Here is an 18,214-nt window from a genome sequence, read left to right as displayed (position 1 = left end):
GCCGACGGCACCCTGAAGCTAATTCGGGCTCGGTGGTACCATCCGGCCATGACGGCTGTCACGCTCAACATCGAACCGCTCGATGCCACGTTCGGAGCGTGGGTTCATGACATCGAGCTGCGATCCATCGACGACGCGACATTCGCGGCGCTGCACGAGACATGGCTCGAGTACGCGCTGCTGATCTTCTCCGATCAGTTCCTGACCAACGACGAGCAGGACGCGTTCGCCCAGCGCTTCGGCAACCTGGAATTCAACGCTGCGCCGATCTCCAACGTCGGCAAGGACGGCAAAGTCCACCACGAGCCCGCCGACGACTTGGTGAAGTCGCTCAAGGGCAACTGGGGCTGGCATCACGACAGCACCTACATGCCATTGCAGGCCAAGGGCGCTGTGTTCACCGCCGAGCTGGTGCCCAAAGACGGGGCCGACACCGGCTGGGCCGACATGCGGGCGGCGTACGAGGTGCTGTCCGACGAAGACCGTGAGCTCGTGCACACGCTGGAGGCGCACCACTCGCTCTACTACAGCCAGGGCCGGGCGGGCTTGCTGCCGAAGAAGAAGGACGACGGCACCTACGGCATGTACGGCTACCACGACATGGACATCTCAGTCCGGCCGATGGTGAAGTACCACCCCGACACCGGTCGGCCCAATCTGCTGATCGGCCGGCACGCGCACGACATCATCGGTATGGACCCAGACGAGTCTGTGGCGCTGCTGGACCGGCTCAATCAAGAGGCCTGCCAGCCGCCGCGCACCTACCAGCACGCATGGACCGCAGGCGAAGCCGTGATCTGGGACAACCGCCGGCTCATGCACCAGGGCGTGCCGTTCGACATGTCCCAGCCGCGCAAGATGTGGCATTCGCGCATCGCCGGCGAGATCGAGTCGGAACTGGCGCTGAACCACACCGCAGAGACGGCCGGCTTCAAGCACGGCCGCGACGCCATCATGAACTCGGTTTCCTGACCGGTCCGATACCGGAACCGAAAGGAACGACGTGGCTGCATACGTCATCGTGCGGGTCGACGTCACCGATCCGGAGCAATACGCGAAGTACATGAAGCTGTCGCCGGGCGCCGTGTCGGCTGCTGGCGGGCGGTTTCTCGTCCGTGGCGGCGCCACCGAGGCGTTGGAGGGCCCCGACGAGCACCGGCGGGTCGTGGTGCTGGAGTTCGACGACATGGACGCCGCACGCAGCTTCTACGACTCCGACTTGTATGTCGAGGCCCGGGGGGTGCGTGCGGGCGCTGCGGTCATGGAAATGCTCGCCGTGCAAGGCGCATAGCGCCCCCATTCACAGCGAGCAGCCACTCAGGAGCATCAGGACATGGCGCGCAGGTCGATCGAGATCGAGAGCTTCCAGCACCAGAACCCGATTCCCGCTGCGACGCGGATCGGGCCGCTGGTGGTGTCCAGCATCACGCCGCCGACCAACCCGGGCAGTCGCGAGGTGCCGGACACGCTCGAGGAGCAGATCGAGAACCTGTTCACCCACGTCGGCCAGATGCTGGAAGGCGCTGGCGCCACCTGGGACGACATGGCCAAGATGACGTTCTACGTCACCGACCCGGCGGCCTCACGCCCGGCACTGAACGGTCCGTGGCTGGAGCGATTTCCCGACCCGGAATCGCGGCCGTCCCGCCACAACATGAAGGTGGAGGGCGGCGGGCCGGTGCAGATCTCCTGCACCTTCGTGGCCTACGTCGCAGACTGAGCTGCTGCGTCTCAGCCGTCGCCCTGGGGCAGGCCGACGCCGAAGCTGATTTGGCCCAACGGACCGAAGTCGGCGACGACGGCATCGCCGGGGCGGATCGTGCGGGCGCGGATGAACGAGCCCGACAGGATCGAGTGGCCCGCCGACATCGTGACGCCGAACTCATGGAGCTTGCGGGCGAGCCAAGCCACCGAGTTGAGCGGGTTGCCCATGACGGCTGCGGCGGTGCCGGACTCTTCGAGATCACCGTTCAGGTACAGCGCGCCGCCGATGTGGCGGATGTCGATGTCGGTGAGCTTGGTGGGCCGGCCGCCCACGATGATGAACCCGCATGAAGCAGCGTCGGCGATGCTGTCCACCACGCCGGCCTGGGTGCTGCGCCGGTTGTAGCGCCGATCCACCACCTCGATGCCAGGCAGGATGAAGTCGGTGGCACGCATCACATCGATGGCATTGGTGTCGGGCCCGCCCAGGTCGGACTTCAGCACGAAGACGATCTCGATTTCCACCAGCGGGACGTTCAGGATCGAGGCGGGCACGATGGAGCCCTCGTCGAGGAACCAGTTGTCGAACAGCGTCCCGTAGTCGGGCTCGGTGGCGCCCGATGTCGAACGCATGGCCTTGGACGTGAGGCCGACCTTGTAGCCCTTGATGACGCGGCCGGCCGCCACCTTGGCGTCGGTCACGTACTGGCCGATGGCGTAGGCGTCCTCGTTGTCGGCGCCCGGGTAGGTGTCGGTGATCGGGTCGATCCACTCGCGGGTGTTCTCGGCATGCAGCAGCGCCGCAGCCGCTTCGCGCCGCTCCTCGTCGGTCATCGCCATGTCGTGCTCCCCGTCTCCGCTGCCGGGCCGCGCCTCGCAGCCGATCAGCCGAGAACGCTAGAGCTTTCGTCGCCCTGCCCATCCGCCAGCTCGTGTCACGCGAAGCCGAAGATCGGCGGGAAGGCGACGACGACTACTGCGGCCCATGCGGCATAGACGCTGAGATGGGCGGTCTGCCAGCGCACGAGGTCGTCGAAGGGACGCTGGCGGCGCCAGAGCGCAATGTAGAGCCAGACGCTGCCTGCCAGGTTCACCAGGAAGATCGCATTGATGCCCGCAATCGCGGCTCGGTTCGGGCTCCAACCGAAGTCCGCGATGCGCCCGATTACGGCCGCCAGCGTCAGGACAGCGGTGAGCAGCCCCGCAGCGGCGAGCAGAGCCGCAGCGCCATCGAAGAATCCCGGTCGATCACTCGGGCGTCGCGCGGCGCCGCAGAACAGCAGCAGGCCGACGACGAGACCCAGCAGCACGTTGAACAGGATGAGCGCCTCCCGCTCGCCCTCGATACTCCGGCCGGTCGCCGGCACAGCCACCAGGAAAACCACCAACATCGCTGCGAAGAGCGGCGTGAAGATGTACGCCAGCATCGAGGCGAACTTCGAGACGGCACCGGCCCAGAACTCGACGAGCCAGGCGGTGACGACTACGGCGCCAGCCGCCCCGGCGACCATCACCCACTCCGTCATCCACCTCGTGTCGACGTCCAGGGCAACGAACGCACCGACGGTGAGTGCGCTGAACACAGCGCCCGCGAGCGCGATCAGCGCGCCGTACACAATCCACTCGCCCGTGAAACGCACGTAGTCCATGCGCGGGCCTGACAGCCGCCATCGTTCTCCGGTCCGAGCGAGACCGACAACCAGCCACAGCAGCACGGGCAGGTGGAGCGCTGCGAGCACAAGGGTCGAACTGTCGTCGTCGAACGGATAGGCGTTGATGACCGCTGCTGAAATTGCGAAGACGGCGACGATCACGACCATCGCCCAGCGCGGCGGTCGACTCAGCCACACGAACCAGCCCGCCAGCGCAGGCAACACGAGCAGGCTGACGTTGCGTGCATAGAAACTGGCGTCGTCGGAGTCGGTCAGGCTGAATCCGAACGCCTCGGGCAGCCGCACCGCCACCGCCGCCGCGGCGGCGAACGCCGCCATGATCCAGAACCCGCGTCGCTCGGTGCCGCGCTCGTCGGCGTCCGCCAGCGCAGGCTCGGGCTCGTCCCATATGCCGGCGAAGCGCTCCCGAGCAAACGCCCTCACCTCGGCGTCGCCCCCAGCCAGCCGCCGTGCAGCGACCAGCAGCGCCTCGTCAGGAGCGAGGCCCACCGCCCGAAGCGTCTCGGCTTCGGCTCTCAGGCCACGGTGAGTGGCGGGCGGAGCATCAGCAGCCGAATCTTCCGGCTCCGTCATGGCGCGGATGCGAAGCCGGACACGGTCTGAGCGCTGTCCAGTCGGCTTCGCACCGACGGCACCGAGAGTGCTCGCTAGTGGTCAGTAGGTCGAGTTGCCCCAAGTCTCGTCGAAGACGATCTCCGACAGCGGCAGGCGATCGAGCTTGCGCGGGAACGGCGTCGACCGGTAGCCGACGGCAATGTGAGCCGCGGTCGCCACGCCTTCGGGAATGTCCAGCATCTCGGCGACCTGTGGCTCGTACATGCACAGCAGCGTGGTGAGCGCGGTGCCCAGGCCGGCCTCACGGCAGCCGAGCAGGAAGTTCTGCACGGCTGGGTAAATCGAGCCGCCGCCCACGACGCTGAGACGTCCCAGCTCGGTGTCGGTGGGATGGACGCCGTCGATGTAGCCGCAGGCCACCACGATCACCGGCACCTCGGCGAAGTGCTCGGCGAAGTGGTCAGCGCTGTCGAGCAGGCGGTTGGCCTTCTCGCCGACGATCTCGATGTCGCCCGACCGGGCCATGCCCAGGTAGGCCTTCCACGGCTCCAGGTACCACTCCTGCAGCTGCCGCTTCTTCGCCTCGTCGCGGACCACGATGAACCGCACCGGCTGGCGGTTGCCGCCCTGGGGTGCGTGCCGTGCATAGTCGAACGCCTGCTCCAGCGTCTCGTCCGACACCGGATCGGTCGTGAAGTACCTCGTCGTCATCGACGTCAGTGCTGCTTCGCCAAGTTCCATGATCCCCTCGCTTGCTTGGAGTTGGCCGTTGCCGACCAGACGCCGATCCTCGCCGACGACGCCGCAACAGTAGCCACAGCCCGAACATCAGGTCGGTTCGAACTGTCGGCCAGTCACCCGGTGCGATCGGCTCAGAACGTCAGTCCTGCAGCAGGTCGAGCACGACGCGCTTGCCCTTGTCGCCAAGCGGCTCAATTCGGTGTTCTCCGTTCTCAAAGCTCCAGACGCCCGTGTTGGCGTCGGCAGCCCGGTAGATGTGAAATGCCACACGGCGCACGCTGTCGAGATCAGCCATCCAACCGTGGTCACGTGCACACTCGTGCAGATCGTCGGAACTGCGATCGACGTGGTGAAGCCAATTCTCCATCGCCGTTGGCGCAAGCAATGAGTCGGATTTCTTGCTGTTGACGGTCCGGGATGTCATAACGAAGTTCTCGATCTGCGAGAGACGCGCCCGCGACCACGGCACAACATGATCGAGGGATCCGCTGGCCCCCTTCAATCGATCACCCGTGTAGATGCAGCGACCACTCTGAATGTCAATCAGACGCTCACGCATCTTCGGCGGCGGCATCACCCGCCCGCGTCCGAACAGATGGGAATAGACATCGTCGACCGGCAGTTGAAGTGTTTCGCGGTTGATCCTCATGACCGCCTGGGCGAACCTGAACTCGACTAACGGTCGCAGTACACCTCCGAACTTCGTCAGGCCTTGCAAGGCGTCGGGGAACAGCGTCAGGCCCGCCGTGTCCGATTCGAGGTCGTATAAGAAAGGCGCAGGCTTGCCCGGCAGCTCCTGCAGCAGACGTACCGGGTTCTTCAGCAGGGAAGCGCGGACCCTCGCGAGCGCAGTCTCGAGTGCTTCTGCCCATCTTGAGTGCCATGTGGTGCCTTCGGCGCTCCGCTTGACGACGCCCAGCGGTTTGTCGCGCAGGTCGCCGCGTCTGCAGTCCAGCAGCAACTCGCGGAGTCGGTGAATCTCCTGCATGACCGTTGTGTCATCTGCAACCGTGCCGTCGTCGCGCCGCTTGCGTGCCGAACTCTGGCGCAGCGTGACTCCTTGATACGGACGCGCATGCTCCCAGTGGATCTCGATGCAGCGCTCTGCCATCTGCGTTCGGGTGATGACCGGCGCATCGCTGTCAACGGTTGGGGCCAAGTCGAGCAATGTCAGGAGGAGCCCGAGCTTGTTGGTGCCCGTCATGGAGGCACGGTCGAGGATCTCCAGCACACCTTGAATCGGGTCCAGCCGCGTTGGCCGGTCAGATGCGTCAAGAATCACCGGAGCCGACCGTAGCGCCAGCATCGAACAGGCACGTTTCGGAGCTCGGTGATGCGGACGCCGACGGATGAGCCGGAGCGCGGTTCAGAGCGCGCCTAGGTTCGGGGTTGGACGGTGCGGGACGGCCTGGGAGGGCTTGTGAGCGAGGCGACTGACGCTGAAGAACGCGAGGTGATGGACTGGCGGCGCTACGGCGTGGCCGTGCGAGAGCTGGCGCAGATGATCGCCGACGACGGCTACCGGCCCCAGATGATCCTGGCCATCGCCCGGGGCGGGCTGTTCTGCGCGGGCTCGCTGGGCTACGCCCTGTCGGTCAAGAACATCTACGTCATGAACTGCGAGTACTACACCGGCGTCGACGAGCGCCTCGAAGTGCCGATCATGCTGCCGCCCACCCCCGACCTGGTCGACCACCGCGATTCGGACATCCTGATCGCCGACGACGTTGCCGACACCGGCCACACGCTCAAGCTGGTGTACGACTTCTGCCTGCCGCGGGTGCGCAGCGTCCGCACCGCCGTGCTGTACGAGAAGCCGTGGTCGACCGTCAACTGCGACTGGGTGTGGCGCCGCACCGACCTGTGGATCAACTTCCCCTGGTCCACCGAGCCGCCCATCGTCACCGACGAGCAGGCCCGCGCCTGACGCACACGTCGAACTAGGTCTCGTCCCCGCAGTCGGAGCACTCGCCGTACAGATCGAGGCTGTGACGCAGGGGCGTAAAACCCGCCTCGCCCGCAGCGCCGACAAGCGCTCGGTCGACCTCGTCCTCGAGCTTGCCGTCGAGGCGCATGTCCTCGATGGTCCCGCACGACACGCAGATCAGGTGATGGTGATGCCCGAGCAGCGACTCGGCCAGCTCGAAGTGGGCCCGATCGCCGCCGGCGCTGATGCGGTAGACGATGCCCCCCTCCCGGAGAGCGTCGAGATTCCGGTACGCCGAGCTCTGGGGCAGCTCGGGAACCAGCAGCACGATGTCGCGCAGCGTCAACGGGCGCTGTGCCGTCGCAAGCACGTCGACAAGGGCACGCCGCCCGCCGGTGTAGCGCTGACCGGAGACGGCCAAGCGCCGCCCGACTTCTTCGTGGAGTTGATCGAGATCCTTCGGAGGCTCCATCTGGCTTTCCCGGTCAGGCTGGCAAACAGATCAGCGGGGCAACGGCAGACCGCCCCGGGCGGTCAGAGACGTCGAGCGTGCTGGTGCTCTGCTTCGTGGTCATGGTCGTGATGGTGACCGTGGTGGCTGCCTGGCGGCGCAAGCTGGCCGTGACGGGCGTGCGAGACGACGCCGACATACGGGCTGTGACCGGGATCGCCTGCCTCGTGGGCGTGGGTGCTCTCCATGATGAACTCGTGCTCGGTGCCGTCGTGGGCCACCACTGCGCCGCCGAATGCCGCCGTCAGGTGCGCATCGGTCAGCACCTCGTCGGGAGACCCGTCGGCAAGCACCATCCCCTTCAGCAACAGCACACGATCACAGCGTCGTGCCTCCTGCAGGTGGTGCGTTGACATCACCACGAGGTGGCCGGCCGCACGCTCAGCCTCGATCACCTCGAGAATGGTCGTCTGGCTCGGCAAGTCCAGGCCGGTGATCGGCTCGTCCAAGAGCAAGCAGTCATAGTCCGACGCGAGCACCATCGCCACCATCACTCGCTGACGCTGGCCCCCGGAGAGCTCGCCAAACGATTTGTGACGCAGGTGTGCAACGTCGAGCCGCTCAGCAGCAACGCGAACCGCTTCCTTGTCGCTGCGACGAAACCGCCTCAAGAGTCCGCTGCTGCGGTATCGCCCGATGGTCAGCACCTCTTGCACGGTCATCGGCATGAAGGGGTGCGGTTGGTGATGCTGGCACACAAACCCCACCCTGACGTCGCCGGCCGATTCCAATCGGCCCGACGTCGGGCGTTGCAACCCGCTGAGCACCCGCAGCAAGGTGGTTTTGCCGCTCCCGTTCGGACCCATGAGTGCGACCGAGGACGGGCCGTCGAGCTTCAGATCGCCTGTCTCGAGCACGTGGCAGGGCCCGAACGAGACACGGATGTCGTGGAGATGAAACAGGGCCTGCCTCGCTTCGATTTCGAAGGTGCTTGGGTTACCAAGCCTCGATAGGGTAGCTGAAACTGATTCTCATTCTCACAATCTGACGTGAGGCGAGAGCGCCAGCGGGGCTCTTCCGCACTTGCATCGGAGCATACGGGAGGCACACATGACGGTCGAAGCGGTCGCGAATCGACAAGGGCGCCGGCGGATCCGCCGAAGCGGACTGGTGGTAACGGTTGCCGCGGTGCTGTTCGCAGCAGCTTGCACCGGCACCGACAGCGACACCGAGGCGGTTGACGCGACGGACGCATCGTCGACGGTGCCATCGGTGGTCGCTACCACGGGTATCTGGGCCGACGTGGTCAGCAACGTGGGCTGCGACGACAGCGTCTCGGTGGCCACCCTCATCCCGCAGGGCGGCGACCCGCACACATACGAGCCGTCGTTGCGAGACCGCGAGACGATGGACGCAGCCGATCTGGTGGTTGCGAACGGCCTCGGTCTCGAGGAGCGCCTCACCGACACCCTGGAAGCTGTCGCGGCCGAGGGCGTGCATGTGTTCGAGGTGGCTGAGCACATCGACACGATCGAATTCGAGTTCAGCGGTGGGCACGACGACCATGGCCACGGCGAAGAGGACGGGCACGACGACGACCACGAAGGCCACGACCACGACGAAGAGGACGGGCACGACGACGACCACGAAGGCCACGACCACGACGAAGAGGACGGGCACGACGACGACCACGAAGGCCACGACCACGACGAAGAGGACGGGCACGACGACGACCACGAAGGCCACGACCACGACGAAGAGGACGGGCACGACGACGACCACGAAGGCCACGACCACGACGAAGAGGACGGGCACGACGACGACCACGAAGGCCACGACCACGACGAGGAAGACGGCCACGACGACCACGACCACGAGGGCCACGACCACAGTGGTGGCGACCCTCACGTTTGGTTCGATTTGCAGCGTGTCGCAGGTGCCCTCGGCGAACTGGCCGACGAGCTGATCCATGCCGGCGCCGATGCCGACACGGTCAACGGCTGCCTGGATGCCTACCGTGAGGCGCTGGAAGCTGCCGATGCCGAGGTCGCCGAGATTCTCGAGGCAGTGCCAGCGGACCGCCGCATCATGATCACCAACCATGATGCGTTCGGCTACTTTGCCGACCGCTACGACTTCGAGGTCGTGGGCACGGTCATTCCGTCACTCTCCACTGCAGCGGAGACCAACCCTGCGCTGCTGGAGGAACTCGCCGAGATCATCGAGCACGAGGGCGTGCCTGCAGTGTTCTCAGAGACGACACACTCCGACGTCGACATCCAAGCCTTGGCGACCGCCGCAGGAGACATTGCCGTGGTGCAGTTGCTCACGGGAAGCCTCGCGCCGGTAGGCGAAGACGGCGACACGCTGATCGGCATGCTGAGGTTCAACGCGCACGCAATAGCGGACGCGCTGGGCTGAGAGCCGTAGCGTTGCAACGACACCACCCCTAGCCAGGGGCGAGCCGACCACCAGCCCATCAGGGGGATGACATGACGTTCCTCACCGATCCGGTGGGCTGGTGGATCGAGCCGTTCACCTCCAACCCCTTCATGACCAAGGCGCTCGTCGCGGGCCTGCTTGCTGTGCTGACCACCTCGATGGTGGGCACTTGGGTGGTGCTGCGGAGCCTGAACTTCCTCGGCGACGCCTTGGCGCACGGCGTGCTTCCCGGCATTGCGATCGCGTTCATCGTGGGCTTCGACACGGGCCTCGGCGCGCTGGCCGCGGCCATCGTGATGGTGAGTGCAATCTCGTTCATCCCGCGCATCTCGCCGCTGTCGGAGGACACGTCCATCGGCGTGCTGTTCGTGGGACTGCTGGCGCTCGCGGTGGTGATCATGTCGTCGGGAGCTGCCGCCGGCAGCGGTGACATCGACCGTTTTCTCTTCGGTTCGATCACCGGGGTACAGAACACCGATCTGGTGCGCCAAGCGGTGGTCGCTCTCGTGGCCGTCGGCGGTGCGGTCGTCTTCTACCGGGCGTTCTTCGTGATGACGTTCTGCGAGGTGCAAGCAGAGATGGCCCGGCTTCGGCCGCGTCTCACCCACGGCGTGCTCATGGGCTTGCTGGCCATCACCATCGTGGGTTCGTTTCAGGTGGTGGGAAGCCTGCTCGTCATGGCCTTCTTGATCGCTCCCCCGGCGACTGCTGCGATGTTCGTGCGGCGAGTGCCGCTCATCATGGTCACGGCGGTGCTGATCGGAGCCGTGTCGGTCTATGTCGGGCTGCTGCTGAGCTACCACCACCGGCTCGCCGGAGGAGGATCGATGGCGTTGACCGCCGTGGCCATCCTGTTCGCGACCATGCTGATCAGGGCGCTAGTGCATGCGCTGCGGCCAGGGCCGCCGGACGATGCGCTGCCCGTGCAGATGCTCGCCGACAGCCGCTGAGCTGACGTTGCGAGCAGCGGCGGCCGGCTACTGCTCGCCGTCGGTGAAGCTCGTGTAGATGGTGGGGTTCTCGAGATCAGCGAGCTGCTGGTTGCGATGATTCACGTCGGCCAGCAGCTCTGGATGTGACAGCACCCAGAAGCGTCGCTCGTACATGGCCTCGATCACCTTGGCAGCCACCTGGGATGGGTCCATGCCCCGTTCCAGGGCCGCAGCGATATTGGCGTTGCGGCGGCGGGCGTCGGCAGTTTCCGTCGGTGCTTCGCCTTCCGGCCGGGGCCGCCGCTCGCGGCGCAGCTCTTCGGGCCGGTTGCGCTGCGCGGTGGCGATGTTGGTGCGCACCACGCCTGGGCACAGCACCGACACGCCCACATCGGCGTTGCGGTCGCGCTGCATCTCGAGGTGCAGCGTCTCCATGATGGCCACCACGCCGTACTTGGCGGCGTTGTAGGGGCCGAGCCCCGGCACCGACATGAGCCCCGCCACCGAGGCGGTGCTCATGATGTGAGATTCCTCTGCCTCGATGAGGTGAGGCAGGAAGTGGTGTACGCCGTGGATGACACCCCACAGGCAGACGTCCACCACCCACTTCCAGTCGACGAGCTGCTGGTTGCGGATGAGCCCTCCCCCGCCGACGCCGGCGTTGTTGCACACCATGTGCACTGCGCCGAAGCGGTCGATGGTGGCCTGGGCCAGCGCTCCCACCGAGTCGGCATCGGTGACGTCGGTGATGACGCCGAGCGCCTCGACACCTCGCTCGGCGACTTCGGCTTCCGCTGCGCGCAGCGGCTCCTCTTCGATGTCGGCGAGCACCACGTTGGCGCCCTCGCCGGCAAAGCCCAATGCCAAGGCCTTGCCGATGCCCGATGCCGCCCCGGTCACCACCGCGACGCGTCCGGTCATGGTTTCCATGTCTGTCCCCCTGTGTCGGTTGGCTCGAACTCGGCAGCGCTCACGCGTTGAGATGCTCGAAGCGCTCCATGACGTCGAGATACTCGCTGATCATCTCCTCGACGACCCGCGTGGCCGAGATCGACTCGTTGAGCTGCCCGACCACCTGGCCGACGAAGTAGTTGGCCAGCTCCACTGCGCCCTTGTTGGAGGGGTTCATGGCCGCTCGGTCGATGCGGCGGCTGGCGGCACCGATCAGCATCGGCTGCAGCGGCATCGGGAGCGTCCCCGGCGAGTTCTCGCCCTCCCACTCGTCGGTCCAGGCCGAACGAAGCTGGCGGGCAGGCTTGCCGGTGCGAGAGCGCGACCGCAGCGTGTCTGATGAGCCGGCCGCCAGGAACTTCTCCTTCACGACGGGGTGCGTCTCGGCCTCCTGGGTGGTGAGCCAGACCGACCCGCACCACACACCCTGGGCGCCGAGCGCCAGCGAGGCGGCCACCTGGCGGCCGTTGCCGATGCCCCCAGCGGCCAGCACCGGCACCGGTGCGATGGCGTCCACCACTTCGGGCACCAGCACCATGGTGGCGATGTCGCCGGTGTGGCCGCCGGCCTCGTGGCCCTGCGCGATCACGATGTCGACGCCTGCGGCGACATGGCGCTCGGCGTGCACCTTCTTGCCGGCCAGCGCCCCCACGAGCACGTCGTTGTCGTGCGCGCGCTCGATCATGTCGGGAGGCGGCGGGCCGAGCGCGTTCACCGCCAGCCGGATCGGGTACGAGAACGCCACGTCCATCAGCGGCACCGCCTGGGCGTAGGTCATGGGCGGCTCGGCGTCGCCGGCGATCGCGCCGGGTTTGTCGTCGGCCGCCAACGGAGGCACGTCGTAGCGCTCCATCATGTCGTCGAGGAACTCGCGGTGCGCCGGCGGGATCATCGCCTTGAGGTCCTTGACCGACAGCTCGCCCTCAGACTTGCCCTCGTACTTGGCCGGCACGATGATGTCCACGCCGAAGGGACGGCCGCCCACCTCGTCCTGGATCCAGCCCATGTCGATGTCGAGCTGCTCGGGCGTGTGCCCCGCAGCCCCGAGCACGCCGAAGCCGCCCGCCTTGGTCACCGCCGCCACCACGTCCCGGCAATGGGTGAACGCCACGATCGGGACGTCGCAGCCCAGCATCTCGCACACAGGTGTCTTCATGCCCCGAAACTACCGGCGCAGCACTCTCCCCCGCAGCGCCAGCGCAGGACGACTGACCGCTTCAGTCAGACAGCGAGTCGATGAACGCTTGGTCATCGGCAGCGTGCTCGCTCGCCGCGACCGCTGCGGATTGCCGTCGGGCTGCTTCAGCAAAGTCGGGCTGCCTGGTGTCGGGGATACCGACCTGGATCGGCCGCAGAACTCGCCCGCGCATATCGGTGCAATGCCCGCAGATCTCGTCCGCCAAACCTGACTCGTCCAGCTGCGTCACCATGTCTCCACCCTGAACACGACTCCGGCGCTAGGCGAGCATCAACCGCTCGCCCTTGGGCTCCGGTACTGGATCTCCGAACTCGCGGGCTGTGTCGATCCACAGGTCGATCGCTGATTCGGCGTTGTGCAAGGCATCCATCTTTGTGTCGCCATGCGCAACGCAGCCAGCAAGCTCGGGAACCTCGGCGATGAATGACTCGTCCAGATTGCTCCAGTAGATGATGACTTCGTACTTGTGCACGCCGTCCCTCACAATCCGTGCCGAAGAACAGTCTGGCGAACCTGTCGGAATGTATGCCACGTCTCGACAACACATGCAATGAAATTCGGCGACGGATTGAGGGCTGCGGTGGCAGGATGCGCAGATGAGCAACTCGGGAAGCATCAGCGCAGTCGGTCACAGCTACGTGGACGCCGCCACGGGCACCAAGCTGGATGCGTGGTTCCCGGAGGGGGCGACGGTGGACTCGCCGCCGGCCCGCTCGTGCCTGGCGGTCGAGCTCGGCGTCAATGCCGGCGAGACCATCACCGTCACGATCGACGATCTCGATGCGCCTCCGGCAGACCTGGCAGATGCGTACCTGCGGCTGCACCTGCTGAGCCGCCGGGAGATCAAGCCTCACGACGCCAACCTCGACGGCATGTTCGGTCTGATGACCAATTGCGCGTGGACCAGCGCGGGGCCGGTGCTGCCCGAACGAGTCGACGATCTGCGGACTGCAGCGGCTGCGCGCAGCCAGCCGGTCACGGTCACAGCCGTCGACAAGATCCCGCGCATGGTGGACTACGTGATCCCCGCAGGCGTGCGCATCGGCGACGCCGATCGGGTGCGGCTCGGCGCCCACCTGGCCGACGGCACCACGGTCATGCACGAGGGATTCGTCAACTTCAACGCCGGCACGCTCGGGCCTGCCATGGTCGAAGGCCGTATCTCCGCCGGCGTGGTCATCGGGGCACACTCGGATCTGGGCGGCAGCGCTTCGACCATGGGCATGCTGTCGGGCGGCGGCCGGGAGCGAGTTTCCATCGGCGAGCACTGCCTGCTGGGCGCCAACTCGGGCATCGGCATCGCGCTGGGCGACAATTGCACGGTCGAAGCCGGGCTGTACGTGACTGCGGGCAGCCGGATCACACTGCCCGACGGCTCCGTCGTGAAGGGCCGGGACATCTCTGGACACTCGGGCATGCTGCTGATCCGCAACAGCGTCACCGGCGCCATCGAGATGCGAGTCGCCGACCCGGGCCGATGGGAAGGCATCAACCCCGACCTCCACAAGAACTGACCACCCGCCGCCTGCAGGGCGAGTGTGCAGGGCAATCCCCCGCTACCGACTGCTGGCAGTAGATCCCAGCCCGGAAGCCCCAAAGACGGGAGCGATAACGTCGGGCTTGCAGGTGCCGCTGCGCGAGGGGGAACCGCCGTGCCATATGTCGAGGACAGGATCATTCACGACGCGGATGCACACACCATGGAACCGCCCGAATGGCTGGAACCGTTCGCTTCGCCCGAGGTGGCGCGATACGCGCTCGACCATTTCTCCATCGGCGACAACGACAAGGTGTTCGCTGACATCGAGAATGCCCGGACTCGCCAGGCTGACCCGGAGTTCCGCGCCGGTGCCGCGGCCGAGGTGATGCTGCGCAAGAACTACATCGCACCCGGCGCCTGGGATCCCGCCGATCGGTCGCAGGCGCTCGACGACCTGGGCTTCGCCAGCCAACTCGTGTTCCCGTCGATGCCCAACACGCTCATCGAGGAAATGGAGCACACTGCCGAGCCCGCCCTTACCTATGCGGCTTCGACAGCGGCGAACCGAGCCCAGGTCGCGTTCTGCTCCGGCGATCCGCGGCTGCTGCCGGTGTGCTCGGTGCCGCTGCAGGACATCGACCGGGCCGGGCCGCACGCCCGCCAGGCCATTGACGACGGCGCGGCGGCGCTGCTCATCCCCAACCGGATGCCCAAGCTCCACGCCCACAGCCACGTCGGCTTCGACCCGGTGTGGGCCGCCGCCCAGGAGGCCGGCATTCCCATCGCGATGCACGTGGCCACGCCGGACCTGGTGATGCCGCCTCAGCACCGCAACAACGGGCTGCCTCCGGAACCCGATTTCCACGGCGGGGGCGAGAACTTCCGCTCCGTGTCGTACATGGCGATCTCCGCCGCGCCGCTGCAGGCACTCTCGATGCTGATCTTCGACGGCGTGCTCGAGCGCTTTCCCGAGCTGAAGATCGGTGTCATCGAGCTGGGCGCTGTCTGGGTGCCGGGCTTCATCCGCCAACTCGAGGCAGCCTTCGACGCATTCGAGCGGCACGAGCAGCGGCTCGGCAAGCTCAGCCTGCGCCCCTCGGAGTACGTGCACCGCCAAGTCCGGGTGACCCCCTACCCCACCGAGCCGACCGGCTGGATCATCGAGAACACGGCACCGGAGATCTGCATGTTCAGCTCCGACTATCCCCATGTCGAAGGCGGCCGCAACCCACTCCGACGCTTCGATCGCGAGGTGGAGCACCTGCCCGCCGACGTGCAGGAGCGATTCTTCCGGCTGAACTTCGAGGACCTCATGGGCACCGCCGCGTACGTGCCGGCGGCTGCGGCCTAGCGGCCCCTCAGCCGGCCATCACGCGAGCTGCAGCCATGGGAATCCGCCTCGACAAGCCGTGGCAGCGGTTTGACGACATCGCAATCGATGCACTGCCCGCACAACTCGGCGTGTACCACGTGGCCGATTCGGACGGCACCGTGCTGTCGGTCGGTTATGCCGGCGCCCGTGAGCCGTTCGGCATGCAGTCCGCGCTGCAGAGGGAGATCGAGCAGTTGGGTGGCGTCGCCACGCAGTTCCGGTGTGAGTTCACCTCCAACTACCGCAGCCGCTGGGATGAACTGCTGATGCTGCACCTCGCCGACCACGGCGAACTGCCCGAACCGCAGCGCGACCAAGCACAGCGAGTCGGGCGCCTCTCCCCCGCCTGACAGCTCCAGATCGAGGCACCGGGGCCTCGGCGGATCAGATGATCCGTTCGGTTCTCAACGCAGCCAAGTCGTCGCCGTCGAGACCGCAGAACTCGCCGTAGACGGCTTCGTTGTCGGCCCCGACGGGCCGGAACGGCTCGAGCTCGCGCTTGTCCGAGCCGTGCCAGTGCAGCGGGCTGTGCGCCAGCGGGATCTCGCCGAGCCCATCCAACTCCGTCCATTGCAGGAAGCCGCGTTCGATCATGTGCTCGTCGTGGACCACGTCGGTCACCTCGCGCACCTCGGCCACTGGCACACCGGCCGCACCGAAAGCCGCGGCCGCTTCAGCCCGGGTGTGCTCTGACGTCCAGCGCGACACCAAGTCGTCCACCTCGTCCATGTGCTCGCAGCGGCCCGCATTGCTGCGCAGGCGCTCGTCGTCGAGCAGGTCGGCGCGGCCGATCACTTCCAGCACCGCCCGCCAGTGCGAATTCATGGCCGCGATCAAAGCAATGTGCCCGTCGCTGCACGGGTACACGTTGGACGGCGAGACGCTCATGGCCGCATTGCGATTGCCCATGCGCCCGGTCACGCCATGCAGCTGCCAGGCCTGCAGCGACGTGGTGAGCGTGTAGTAGGTGGCCTCTGCCATCGACGTCGACACCAGGCGTCCCCGACCGGTCCGCTGCGCCTCGAACAGCGCCGTCACCACGGCGCCGTACAGGTGGGTGCCGCCGAGGAAGTCGATGAACGTGGCCCCCGATTTCACCGGCGGACGGTCGGCGAAGCCGTTGATGCTCATGACGCCCATGTGCGCCTGCACGGTGACGTCCATGGCGGTGCGCTGCGCATCCGGTCCATCGAGGCCGTAGCCGCTGGCCTGGGCGAACACCAGCTTGGGGTTGGTCTGCCACAGCGTCTCGGCATCGATGCCCAGCCGCTCGGGCACGCCTGGGGCGAAGTTGCACAGCACCGCATCGGCACCGTTGGCCAGCTCGATGAACAGTTCCCGGCCGCCGGGCGACTTGAGATCCAGCGACACGGTCTCTTTCGACGAGTTGAGCATGGCGAAGGGCAACCCGTGGCTGTGCCCCCGCAGCGCCTCGCCCCGGGGATGCTCCACCTTGATGACCCGTGCACCCGAATATGCCAGCAGCAGCCCGGCGTACGGCCCCTGGTAGATCTGCCCGAGGTCCAGCACCACCACACCGTCGAGCGGCAGCGGCCGGGTCGGTTCGCCGGTCCCAGTATCGGACTCAGTGTGAGATTCGCTCATTTGAAGCTGCCGCCGAGGATGTCGCGGGCCATGATCAGCCGCTGCACCTCGCTGGGACCCTCGCCGATGCGCCGGATCCGCAGCTCCCGGTACCAGCGCTCCAGCGGCAGGTCCTTAGTGACACCGATGCCGCCATGAATCTGGATGCAGCGGTCCACCACCCGGCCGGCCGCCTCCGAAGCGACCAGCTTGGCCATGGCGGCCTCAGTGCGGAACCGCTCGCCGCGGTCGGCCTTCTGGGCTGCCTCCAGCACGCACCAGCGGCCGTGGCGGATGTCGATCTCGTTGTCGACGATCATCCACTGCACCGCCTGCTTCTCGGCCAGCACCGAGCCGAAGGTCTCGCGGCTGCGCGCCCACTCGATCGCCATCTCCTGCGCCATGATCGCCGGCCCCAGGCAGCCCGCCGCATACGGGATGCGCTGGCGGCTCAGCCGGTCGTTGGCGATGCCGAAGCCCCCGTTCACTTCGCCGAGCACGTGGCTCTCGGGCACCCGCATGTCGGTGAACTCCAGCTCGGTGGCATAGCGGGTGGCTCGCAGCGTGTGCACCACCCGGCGAACGTTGAACCCTGGCGTGTCAGTGTCGACGATGAAGGCCGTGACGCCGTTGCGCCCCGGGTCATCGGAGGTGCGCGCGAACAGCAGCGCGTAGTCGGCCTTGTCGGCGCCGGAGATGAACAGCTTCGAGCCGTTCAGCACCCACTCGTCGCCGTCCTTGAAGCCCCGGGTGCGTATGGCCCGACCGGGATCGGAACCACCCGAGGGCTCCGTCAGGGCGAAACAGCCCGTCTTCTCGCCCCGCAACGTCGGGTAGAGCCAACGCTCCTTCTGCTCCTCGGTGGCCTCGTAGAGCTGTGCCAGCCCGGCCCCGCCGAAGGTGCCGTAGCACGGGTTGTAGAGCCCGGCACGGTGCTTGGACATCTCGATGGCCATGAGCGCACGGGTGGTGGTGTCGAGACCCGGACCCCCGTATTCCGCCGGGATGTCAAGCCCGTAGAAGCCCATGTCGCGGGTCATCTGCGTGAGCCGCGCCGCGTCGTCAGGCTCCAGCTCGCCGGCGTCGGGATCGAGGTCGGCTTCCAGCGGGATGATCTCGCTCTCCACGAAGCGCCGAACGGTCTCGACAATCAGCGCCTGCTCGTCGCTCATGGAGAAATCCACGCTGTGCCTCCTTGCTTCGG

At 66.7% G+C, this 18,214-nt stretch carries 21 protein-coding genes; 9 read left to right on the top strand and 12 right to left on the bottom strand.

Going from position 1 to position 18,214, the window contains the following annotated elements; all coding sequences use genetic code 11:
- The first annotated feature begins 48 nt into the window (after window positions 1-48).
- Genes ACOGXE_RS12665 through ACOGXE_RS12655 form a run of 3 tightly spaced genes read left to right on the top strand, consistent with a single transcriptional unit; the run spans window position 49 to window position 1,720 of the window.
- The gene (locus ACOGXE_RS12665) at window positions 49-972 is read left to right on the top strand and encodes a TauD/TfdA dioxygenase family protein (protein WP_419931273.1); all 924 of its coding nucleotides are present in this window, start codon (window positions 49-51) and stop codon (window positions 970-972) included.
- 31 nt (window positions 973-1,003) lie between these two features.
- Window positions 1,004-1,291, top strand: coding sequence for a DUF1330 domain-containing protein (locus ACOGXE_RS12660; RefSeq protein WP_419931271.1), 288 nt, complete (start codon window positions 1,004-1,006; stop codon window positions 1,289-1,291).
- A gap of 42 nt (window positions 1,292-1,333) precedes the next feature.
- Entirely contained in the window at window positions 1,334-1,720 is a 387-nt protein-coding gene (locus ACOGXE_RS12655; protein ID WP_419931270.1) for a RidA family protein, read from the top strand.
- An 11-nt stretch (window positions 1,721-1,731) separates the two neighbouring features.
- On the opposite strand, the gene ACOGXE_RS12650 is transcribed toward ACOGXE_RS12655, so the two are convergent.
- The 4 genes from ACOGXE_RS12650 to ACOGXE_RS12635 all read right to left on the bottom strand — a co-directional run bounded on the left by ACOGXE_RS12650 (window position 1,732) and on the right by ACOGXE_RS12635 (window position 5,955).
- On the bottom strand, window positions 1,732-2,544 hold the full coding sequence (locus ACOGXE_RS12650; RefSeq protein ID WP_419931269.1) for a 2-keto-4-pentenoate hydratase: 813 nt from the start codon (window positions 2,542-2,544) through the stop codon (window positions 1,732-1,734).
- A 95-nt stretch (window positions 2,545-2,639) separates the two neighbouring features.
- The gene (locus ACOGXE_RS12645) at window positions 2,640-3,950 is read right to left on the bottom strand and encodes a hypothetical protein (protein ID WP_419931268.1); all 1,311 of its coding nucleotides are present in this window, start codon (window positions 3,948-3,950) and stop codon (window positions 2,640-2,642) included.
- A gap of 81 nt (window positions 3,951-4,031) precedes the next feature.
- A complete protein-coding gene (locus tag ACOGXE_RS12640; protein WP_419931267.1) occupies window positions 4,032-4,673 on the bottom strand; it encodes a nitroreductase family protein in 642 nt (213 codons plus the stop codon).
- A gap of 139 nt (window positions 4,674-4,812) precedes the next feature.
- Window positions 4,813-5,955, bottom strand: a complete 1,143-nt coding sequence (locus tag ACOGXE_RS12635; RefSeq protein WP_419931266.1) for an HNH endonuclease — start codon at window positions 5,953-5,955, stop codon at window positions 4,813-4,815.
- 174 nt (window positions 5,956-6,129) lie between these two features.
- On the opposite strand from ACOGXE_RS12635, the gene ACOGXE_RS12630 reads away from it, so the two are divergent.
- Complete coding sequence (locus ACOGXE_RS12630; protein WP_416246710.1) at window positions 6,130-6,600, top strand: phosphoribosyltransferase; 471 nt, start codon at window positions 6,130-6,132, stop codon at window positions 6,598-6,600.
- A gap of 13 nt (window positions 6,601-6,613) precedes the next feature.
- On the opposite strand, the gene ACOGXE_RS12625 is transcribed toward ACOGXE_RS12630, so the two are convergent.
- Window positions 6,614-7,072, bottom strand: a complete 459-nt coding sequence (locus ACOGXE_RS12625; RefSeq protein WP_419931265.1) for a Fur family transcriptional regulator — start codon at window positions 7,070-7,072, stop codon at window positions 6,614-6,616.
- Window positions 7,073-7,134: 62 nt separating this feature from the next.
- The gene (locus ACOGXE_RS12620; RefSeq protein WP_419931264.1) at window positions 7,135-7,968 is read right to left on the bottom strand and encodes a metal ABC transporter ATP-binding protein; all 834 of its coding nucleotides are present in this window, start codon (window positions 7,966-7,968) and stop codon (window positions 7,135-7,137) included.
- A 193-nt stretch (window positions 7,969-8,161) separates the two neighbouring features.
- On the opposite strand from ACOGXE_RS12620, the gene ACOGXE_RS12615 reads away from it, so the two are divergent.
- Together ACOGXE_RS12615 and ACOGXE_RS12610 are read left to right on the top strand one after the other, a co-directional pair.
- Complete coding sequence (locus ACOGXE_RS12615) at window positions 8,162-9,472, top strand: metal ABC transporter solute-binding protein, Zn/Mn family (protein WP_419931263.1); 1,311 nt, start codon at window positions 8,162-8,164, stop codon at window positions 9,470-9,472.
- Between the two features lie 71 nt (window positions 9,473-9,543).
- Window positions 9,544-10,443 carry a metal ABC transporter permease gene (locus ACOGXE_RS12610; RefSeq protein ID WP_419931262.1) on the top strand — a complete coding sequence of 300 codons (900 nt, stop codon included), beginning with the start codon at window positions 9,544-9,546 and terminating at the stop codon, window positions 10,441-10,443.
- 27 nt (window positions 10,444-10,470) lie between these two features.
- Here ACOGXE_RS12610 and ACOGXE_RS12605 read toward each other — a convergent pair whose 3' ends face one another.
- The 4 genes from ACOGXE_RS12605 to ACOGXE_RS12590 all read right to left on the bottom strand — a co-directional run bounded on the left by ACOGXE_RS12605 (window position 10,471) and on the right by ACOGXE_RS12590 (window position 13,046).
- Window positions 10,471-11,355 carry an SDR family NAD(P)-dependent oxidoreductase gene (locus tag ACOGXE_RS12605; RefSeq protein ID WP_419931261.1) on the bottom strand — a complete coding sequence of 295 codons (885 nt, stop codon included), beginning with the start codon at window positions 11,353-11,355 and terminating at the stop codon, window positions 10,471-10,473.
- 40 nt (window positions 11,356-11,395) lie between these two features.
- A complete protein-coding gene (locus ACOGXE_RS12600; protein ID WP_419931260.1) occupies window positions 11,396-12,532 on the bottom strand; it encodes a nitronate monooxygenase in 1,137 nt (378 codons plus the stop codon).
- A 61-nt stretch (window positions 12,533-12,593) separates the two neighbouring features.
- On the bottom strand, window positions 12,594-12,806 hold the full coding sequence (locus ACOGXE_RS12595) for an antitoxin MazE-like protein (RefSeq protein ID WP_419931259.1): 213 nt from the start codon (window positions 12,804-12,806) through the stop codon (window positions 12,594-12,596).
- A gap of 27 nt (window positions 12,807-12,833) precedes the next feature.
- Window positions 12,834-13,046: a type II toxin-antitoxin system HicB family antitoxin gene (locus tag ACOGXE_RS12590; RefSeq protein ID WP_419931258.1), complete on the bottom strand. Its 213-nt coding sequence runs from the start codon at window positions 13,044-13,046 to the stop codon at window positions 12,834-12,836.
- A gap of 124 nt (window positions 13,047-13,170) precedes the next feature.
- Between ACOGXE_RS12590 and ACOGXE_RS12585 the strand changes: the two genes are divergently transcribed.
- The 3 genes from ACOGXE_RS12585 to ACOGXE_RS12575 all read left to right on the top strand — a co-directional run bounded on the left by ACOGXE_RS12585 (window position 13,171) and on the right by ACOGXE_RS12575 (window position 15,776).
- Window positions 13,171-14,088: a DapH/DapD/GlmU-related protein gene (locus ACOGXE_RS12585; protein WP_419931257.1), complete on the top strand. Its 918-nt coding sequence runs from the start codon at window positions 13,171-13,173 to the stop codon at window positions 14,086-14,088.
- A 138-nt stretch (window positions 14,089-14,226) separates the two neighbouring features.
- On the top strand, window positions 14,227-15,405 hold the full coding sequence (locus ACOGXE_RS12580; protein ID WP_419931256.1) for an amidohydrolase family protein: 1,179 nt from the start codon (window positions 14,227-14,229) through the stop codon (window positions 15,403-15,405).
- A 35-nt stretch (window positions 15,406-15,440) separates the two neighbouring features.
- The gene (locus tag ACOGXE_RS12575; RefSeq protein WP_419931255.1) at window positions 15,441-15,776 is read left to right on the top strand and encodes a DUF7508 domain-containing protein; all 336 of its coding nucleotides are present in this window, start codon (window positions 15,441-15,443) and stop codon (window positions 15,774-15,776) included.
- A 34-nt stretch (window positions 15,777-15,810) separates the two neighbouring features.
- Here ACOGXE_RS12575 and ACOGXE_RS12570 read toward each other — a convergent pair whose 3' ends face one another.
- Complete coding sequence (locus ACOGXE_RS12570) at window positions 15,811-17,031, bottom strand: CaiB/BaiF CoA transferase family protein (protein WP_419931254.1); 1,221 nt, start codon at window positions 17,029-17,031, stop codon at window positions 15,811-15,813.
- Window positions 17,028-18,194, bottom strand: a complete 1,167-nt coding sequence (locus ACOGXE_RS12565) for an acyl-CoA dehydrogenase family protein (RefSeq protein ID WP_419931253.1) — start codon at window positions 18,192-18,194, stop codon at window positions 17,028-17,030. Before ACOGXE_RS12565 ends, ACOGXE_RS12570 begins: the two co-directional genes overlap by 4 nt.
- Between the last annotated feature and the right edge of the window lie 20 nt (window positions 18,195-18,214).

Origin of the sequence: Candidatus Poriferisodalis sp. (genome assembly GCF_965208555.1) — a bacterium.
GTDB lineage: Bacteria > Actinomycetota > Acidimicrobiia > Acidimicrobiales > Poriferisodalaceae > Poriferisodalis.
This window is presented reverse-complemented; position numbering and strand designations above follow the sequence as displayed.